This window comes from Mesorhizobium sp. M7A.F.Ca.MR.176.00.0.0 (assembly GCF_004023165.1).
GTDB lineage: Bacteria > Pseudomonadota > Alphaproteobacteria > Rhizobiales > Rhizobiaceae > Mesorhizobium.
In genome coordinates this window covers 44,938-50,875 of record NZ_RZTC01000030.1, presented here as the reverse complement: position 1 = coordinate 50,875, position 5,938 = coordinate 44,938, and the positions used below count along the sequence as shown (strand labels likewise).

At 62.4% G+C, this 5,938-nt stretch carries 5 protein-coding genes; 4 read left to right on the top strand and 1 reads right to left on the bottom strand.

Annotated elements, in window-relative coordinates:
• Nucleotides 1–939: ribonuclease (locus tag EOB59_RS12830; RefSeq protein ID WP_245486611.1), on the top strand; the 939-nt coding region annotated here is incomplete at its 5' end.
• Between the two features lie 89 nt (nt 940–1,028).
• On the top strand, nt 1,029–1,631 hold the full coding sequence (locus EOB59_RS12825; RefSeq protein WP_128288482.1) for a hypothetical protein: 603 nt from the start codon (nt 1,029–1,031) through the stop codon (nt 1,629–1,631).
• Nucleotides 1,632–1,635: 4 nt separating this feature from the next.
• On the opposite strand, the gene EOB59_RS12820 is transcribed toward EOB59_RS12825, so the two are convergent.
• Nucleotides 1,636–2,922 (bottom strand): GGDEF domain-containing protein, encoded by a 1,287-nt coding sequence (locus tag EOB59_RS12820; RefSeq protein ID WP_128288489.1) that lies wholly within the window; start codon nt 2,920–2,922, stop codon nt 1,636–1,638.
• A 274-nt stretch (nt 2,923–3,196) separates the two neighbouring features.
• On the opposite strand from EOB59_RS12820, the gene ettA reads away from it, so the two are divergent.
• On the top strand, nt 3,197–4,846 hold the full coding sequence (gene ettA / locus EOB59_RS12815) for an energy-dependent translational throttle protein EttA (protein ID WP_027034974.1): 1,650 nt from the start codon (nt 3,197–3,199) through the stop codon (nt 4,844–4,846).
• Nucleotides 4,847–4,888: 42 nt separating this feature from the next.
• The gene (gene tam / locus EOB59_RS12810; RefSeq protein ID WP_127398949.1) at nt 4,889–5,656 is read left to right on the top strand and encodes a trans-aconitate 2-methyltransferase; all 768 of its coding nucleotides are present in this window, start codon (nt 4,889–4,891) and stop codon (nt 5,654–5,656) included.
• Nucleotides 5,657–5,938 lie beyond the last annotated feature (282 nt).

Genomic DNA, 5,938 nt, shown 5'->3' with positions numbered 1-5,938 from the left:
GTCAAGATGAGCGGCAGCTTCGTCGCCGACGCTGCTTGTCCGGCGACGCAAGCGATCAAGAACGGCAAGAACCCCGGCAATGTCTCGACCGATGCCGGGAAGAGCTACCAGCTGCTTGCCGGCAACAAGGATGCGCCGACGCACTACCTTATCCTGGTGCCGGGCGCCGATCCGGAGCGCCGCTGGGTGAAGGTCAGTTGCGGCCATGTTTCCGGCAGCAGCGCGGCGACCGTGCCGGCCGCACCTGACGGCCAAGGCAAGCCGGCGGCGTGGGGAAAGCCCGAATACGTCTTCGCGCTGAGCTGGCAGCCGGCGTTTTGCGAGACAAAGTCGAACAAGACCGAATGCAAGACGCAGAACGCCGGTGATTTCGACGCGACGCATTTCACCTTGCATGGGTTGTGGCCGCAGCCGAACGGCAATTTCTACTGCCAGGCGACATCGAGCGACAAGGCCAACGACAATCCCGCCCACTGGAAAGACCTGCCGCCGGTCAATCTTGACGCCAACACCCGCACGGAACTCGATCAGGTGATGCCGGGAACCGCTTCGCAGCTCGAACGGCATGAATGGATCAAGCACGGCACCTGCTACGGCAAGAGCCAGCAGGATTATTTCTCCGATGCGCTCAATTTAATGCGTGCGGTGAACAGCTCGCCGGTGCGCGATCTCTTTGCCAAGAACATCGGTGGAAAGCTGACGGCGGACCAGATCCGCGGCGCTTTCGACAGCGCCTTCGGGGCGGGGGCAGGCGACCGGGTGCGCGTGTCCTGCGTCATCGATCCGTCGAGCGGCAGGCGGCTGATCGGCGAACTGACGCTCGGCCTCGCCGGTCCGATCGGCCCGAACAGCGCGCTCAAGGACCTGCTGCTGGCTTCGGTGCCGACCAACAAGGCCGGCTGCCCAACCGGCAATGTCGACGCGATCGGCTTCCAGTAACTCTCAACAGAGGTACCGGACTGTCGCCCTGCCGTGCCCTGGTGCTATGCTGCGAGCGCATCATTCTGGCGGGGGCGGCAATGGATGGCATGACGAGCAGCGCGCTGGCGCGGCTGGCTTTCTGGGCCAAGGGCATGGTCTCGATAAACGATGCCCGCATGGAATGGCCGGGCTTTTCGTATACCGACGCCGAATGGGCACGCATGCGAACGCTCTCCGAACCGATCGGCGTCGGCACGTACCAGCTGTTCACGATCGTCAATGCGGTGATCTTCATCATTATCGCGGCGATCGGCATTTTCGGCGCCTTCCTGCCGCTGGCGACGTTGCTGTTTCCGGTGCCGGCGGACACCAGCGCGTTGAAATTCTCCTCGCTGCTGGCCGCTTGCGCTTTCTTGATCATCGGGCTCGGCCCGCCGATCTCGATGCGTCTTTCGGCCATGCTGGTCGGCGGCAAGACGATGCGAGCAGCACTTGTTTCCGCGCCCGGCGACGAGGCGTTGGCGTCGAAAGTCTCGTGGCAGATCAACCGCATCATGATGATCCTATGCGGCCTGCTGGTGCCGGGCATCCTGCTGTTCATTGCCTACGATATCGAGGCCGGGCCGATTATCACGGCGCTGAAATGGCTGGCGATCGCGCTGATGGCGGTTTCAACCGTGACGGGCATTCGACGGCAGAGGAAGTCGTAACGAACTAAATCCGCGCGGACTTTGTCCATGCAGCGGCCGTGTCGGCTTCGTGGCCGCCCGGCTCGCCGACGACGCGGTCGCGGCCGGTCGACTTCGCCTTGTAGAGACGCTGGTCGGCAAGCGCGAACAGGTCGGCTAGGCAGCGCGTGGTTTCGCTGACGCTGGAAACGCCGGCGCTGACGGTGAGCTCGAAGCGGCTGGTGGCGGCCGAGCCCTTGACCGCGTGGCGAATGCTTTCGCCGAACAGCCTGGCGACCGGGTGCGGACGAGAACTGAGGATGGCGAATTCCTCGCCGCCGATGCGGAACACCTGGTCTTCGGCGCTTGCCGTCTCCCCAAGCAGGGCAGCGACCGCCTTCAGCACCTTGTCGCCTTCGGCATGGCCGAAACGGTCGTTGATCGATTTGAAATGGTCGACATCGATGATCAGCAGGCTGAGCGGCCTGGCGGTACGCAGGCTGACCTGGACGGCGGCTTCACCGTCGGCGTCGAAGCGCCCGCGATGCAGCAGGCCTGTCAGCCCGTCGCGGCCGACATGTTCGACCAGCGCTTCGTAGCGTTCGCGATAGGTCAGCGTATCGAAGATATCGGTCAATCCGCGCGGCGCAGTGACTTGGCGCTCCTCGAACCATTTGAGATAGGCAACGAGCATGGTGCTGAAGGTCACCGCCGCCGCCATCTTGGCGAACCAGCCGCCGAAAAAGACGGCCATCGGCGCGCCGGCAACGAAATGCAGGGCGGTGAAAAAACCGGCCTGGTCGAAGGTCAGCACGCAAGCGACGGAAATCAGGATGCGCGCGAACGGCGCCTTGCGAAGATACCGACCAAGCTTTTCGTACAGCAGGATGATCAGGATGGCATCGACGAACAGCAGCGTCGTGCCCCACACCATCAGCCAGCCCATCTGGTCGATGAAGCCGATGTCTGGAAGCCTGCCGTCGGGAAGTGCCGCGATGACGTGCAGGCGCAGCAGCAGCACCAGCCCGATCATCAGCGCATTGCCGAGCAGCAGGCCGTAGATCGGCTGACGCACGGTTGCAGCGTCCTCCTTCATATAGAGCAGCAAAAGCATGACCAGCTTGCCGGAAAACAGCACCGCCGAGCCAGGCGAGACCAGGCCGAACGGCAGAGCGACGTAAAAGACGCTGGCGAGATAGGTCTCGAGGAAGTGCATGACACCGAGCGCGCAGATGAATACGCCGAGGCCGATGCGCCTCCGGAAGCGGAAAAGCGTCACCATGACGCTGAAGTAGACGACCGCTTCGGCAAGGAGCAGGAAACTGTTCAGCAATGCCGTCGACCCGATCTCTTTCTCGAAATCGCGGATAGTGAGCGATTCCACTCCGACCCTGTTTTGACGCCGAAGAGTTAACCGGAGATTTCAGCACGCTTCGTGCTGGTGGAAAACTTCGGCGATTGGCGGACACTTCCGCGTGTGACCGGGCAGATATGGCAAAAGCGATTGCCGTTCGCCGCCGCATCGCCTACATAGCGGCCAACCTCCACTCAATTCGACAGATCCAGTCAGTTTTCTGGGCCAGTCAGTTTTTTCAGGGAAAGCGCGCGTGGCACGCCAGTTCATCTATCACATGGCCGGCCTCAACAAGGCCTATGGCACCAAGAAGGTGCTCGAGAATGTCCATCTCTCCTTCTATCCCGACGCCAAGATCGGCATCCTCGGCCCCAACGGTTCGGGCAAGTCGACGATCCTCAAGATCATGGCCGGGCTCGACAAGGAGTGGAACGGCGAAGCCTGGCTGGCCGAAGGCGCCACTGTCGGCTACCTGGCGCAGGAGCCTGCGCTCGATCCGGACAAGACCGTGTTCGAAAATATCATGGAAGGCGTCGCCGCCAAGACCGCCGTCATCGAACGCTATAACGAATTGATGATGAACTATTCCGACGAGACGGCCGACGAGTCAGCCAAGCTCCAGGACGAAATGGACCGGCTCAACCTTTGGGATCTCGAACAGCAGGTCGAGATGGCGATGGAAGCGCTGGGCTGCCCGCCCAAGGATTCGGAAGTCACCAAGCTTTCGGGCGGCGAACGCCGCCGCGTCGCACTTTGCCAGCTTCTGCTGCGCCAGCCCGACCTTCTGCTGCTCGACGAACCGACCAACCATCTCGACGCCGAGACCACGGCGTGGCTGGAAAAGCATCTGCGTGCCTATCCGGGCGCCGTGATGATCATCACCCACGACCGCTACTTCCTCGACAATGTCACCGGCTGGATCCTCGAACTCGATCGCGGCCGCGGCATTCCTTATGAGGGCAACTACACCAAATACCTCGAAGCCAAGGCCAAGCGCCTCAAGCAGGAAGGCCGCGAGGACGATGCCCGCCAGCGCGCCATCGGCCGCGAGCGCGAATGGATCCAGTCGAGCCCGAAGGCTCGCCAGACCAAGTCCAAGGCGCGTATCCAGGCGTTCCAGGATCTTTTGGATGCAGCCGACAAGCGGCGTCCGAGCGATACGCAGATCGTCATTCCGCATGGCGAGCGGCTCGGCAATGTGGTGATCGAGGCGGAAGGCCTGTCGAAGGGCTTTGGCGACACGCTGCTCATCGACGGCCTGGAATTCAAGCTGCCGCCCGGCGGCATCGTCGGCGTCATCGGCCCGAACGGCGCCGGCAAGACGACGCTGTTTCGCATGATCACCGGCCAGGAAAAGCCGGATGCGGGCTCGGTCCGCGTCGGCGAAACGGTCAAGCTCGGCTATGTCGACCAGAGCCGCGATGCGCTCGATCCGTCAAAGACGGTGTGGGAAGAGATTTCCGGCGGCGCCGAAGTGGTCAAGCTCGGCAAGTTCGAGGCCAACACGCGCGCCTATTGCGCGTCGTTCAACTTCCGTGGCGGCGACCAGCAGCAGAAGGTCGGCAATCTGTCCGGCGGCCAGCGCAACCGCGTGCATCTGGCCAAGATGTTGAAGACCGGCGGCAATGTGCTGCTGCTCGACGAACCGACCAACGATCTCGACACCGAAACGCTGGCGGCACTCGAAGACGCGCTGGAAAACTTCGGCGGCTGCGCCGTCATCATCTCGCACGATCGTATGTTCCTTGATCGCCTGGCGACGCACATCCTCGCCTTCGAGGGCGACAGCCATGTCGAATGGTTCGAAGGCAATTTCGAGGATTACGAGCAGGACAAGATCCGTCGCCTCGGGCCTGATGCCGTCAACCCGCACCGCATGACCTACAAGAGGCTGACGCGGTAAGGGGTTTTAGGGCGGCGATCTCAACCAGCATGAGGAGCTCAAATGGCTGATTGGTCCGCCGCCCAATATCTGAAATTCGAAGACGAGCGCACGCGGCCCGCGCGGGATTTGGTCGCGCAGGTGCCGGTGGACTTCCCGCGCCGGGTCGTCGACATCGGCTGCGGGCCTGGCAACTCGACCGAACTGCTTGTCGAGCGCTGGCCGGATGCCCAGGTGAGCGGCTTCGACACTTCGCCCGACATGATCGAGAAGGCGAGGGCGCGCCTGCCCGAGGTCACCTTTGATCTCGCCGATGCCTCCGAATGGCAGCCGGCGGAGCCGGTCGACGTGATCTTCGCCAATGCTGTGTTCCAATGGCTGCCTACCCATCCGGCGGTGTTCCAGCGGCTGATGGGCTTCCTCGCCCCAGGCGGTGCGCTTGCCGTCCAGATGCCCGACAATCTGGGCGAGGACTCCCACCGCCTGATGCGGGAGACCGCCGCCGAAATGCCATTTGCCGAAAAGCTCAAGGGCGCGGCACGCGGGCCGTTGCCGCCGGTGTCGTTCTACTATGACCTGCTGTCGCCGCTCAGCGACCGGCTTGATATCTGGCACACCATCTACAACCATCCGCTTGCCGACGCGCAGGCGATCGTCGAATGGGTGAAATCGACGGGCCTGAAGCCGTTCCTCGATCCGCTGGATGCCGAGGAGAGGGCGATGTTCCTCGAATGTTACACGGCCAAGATCGCCAAGGCCTATCCAAAGACGGCTGATGGCAAGGTGCTCTTGCCCTTTCCGCGCATTTTCATTGTCGCAAAACGAGCTTGATTATCCATGTCGCGCGGCGCCTTAGGGCCGCTTGGCTTTGGCTGTGGCCATGTCGAGGGATCGGCTTCAGTCGGCCCAGATCTTTGGTTTAAGCCGGCGTAAACCGCCTCGGTGAGAAAACTGTTGCGCCGGAGCGTTCCGGCGCCCACATGAAGCCGCAGCGCCTGCGGATGGGACGGACTGGACATGCATCGCGTCATCATCAGCGGCATCGGCGTTGAAATCCCCGAACCCACAATCACCAATGAAGAACTGGTCGCCAGCTTCAATGCCTGGGTCGAC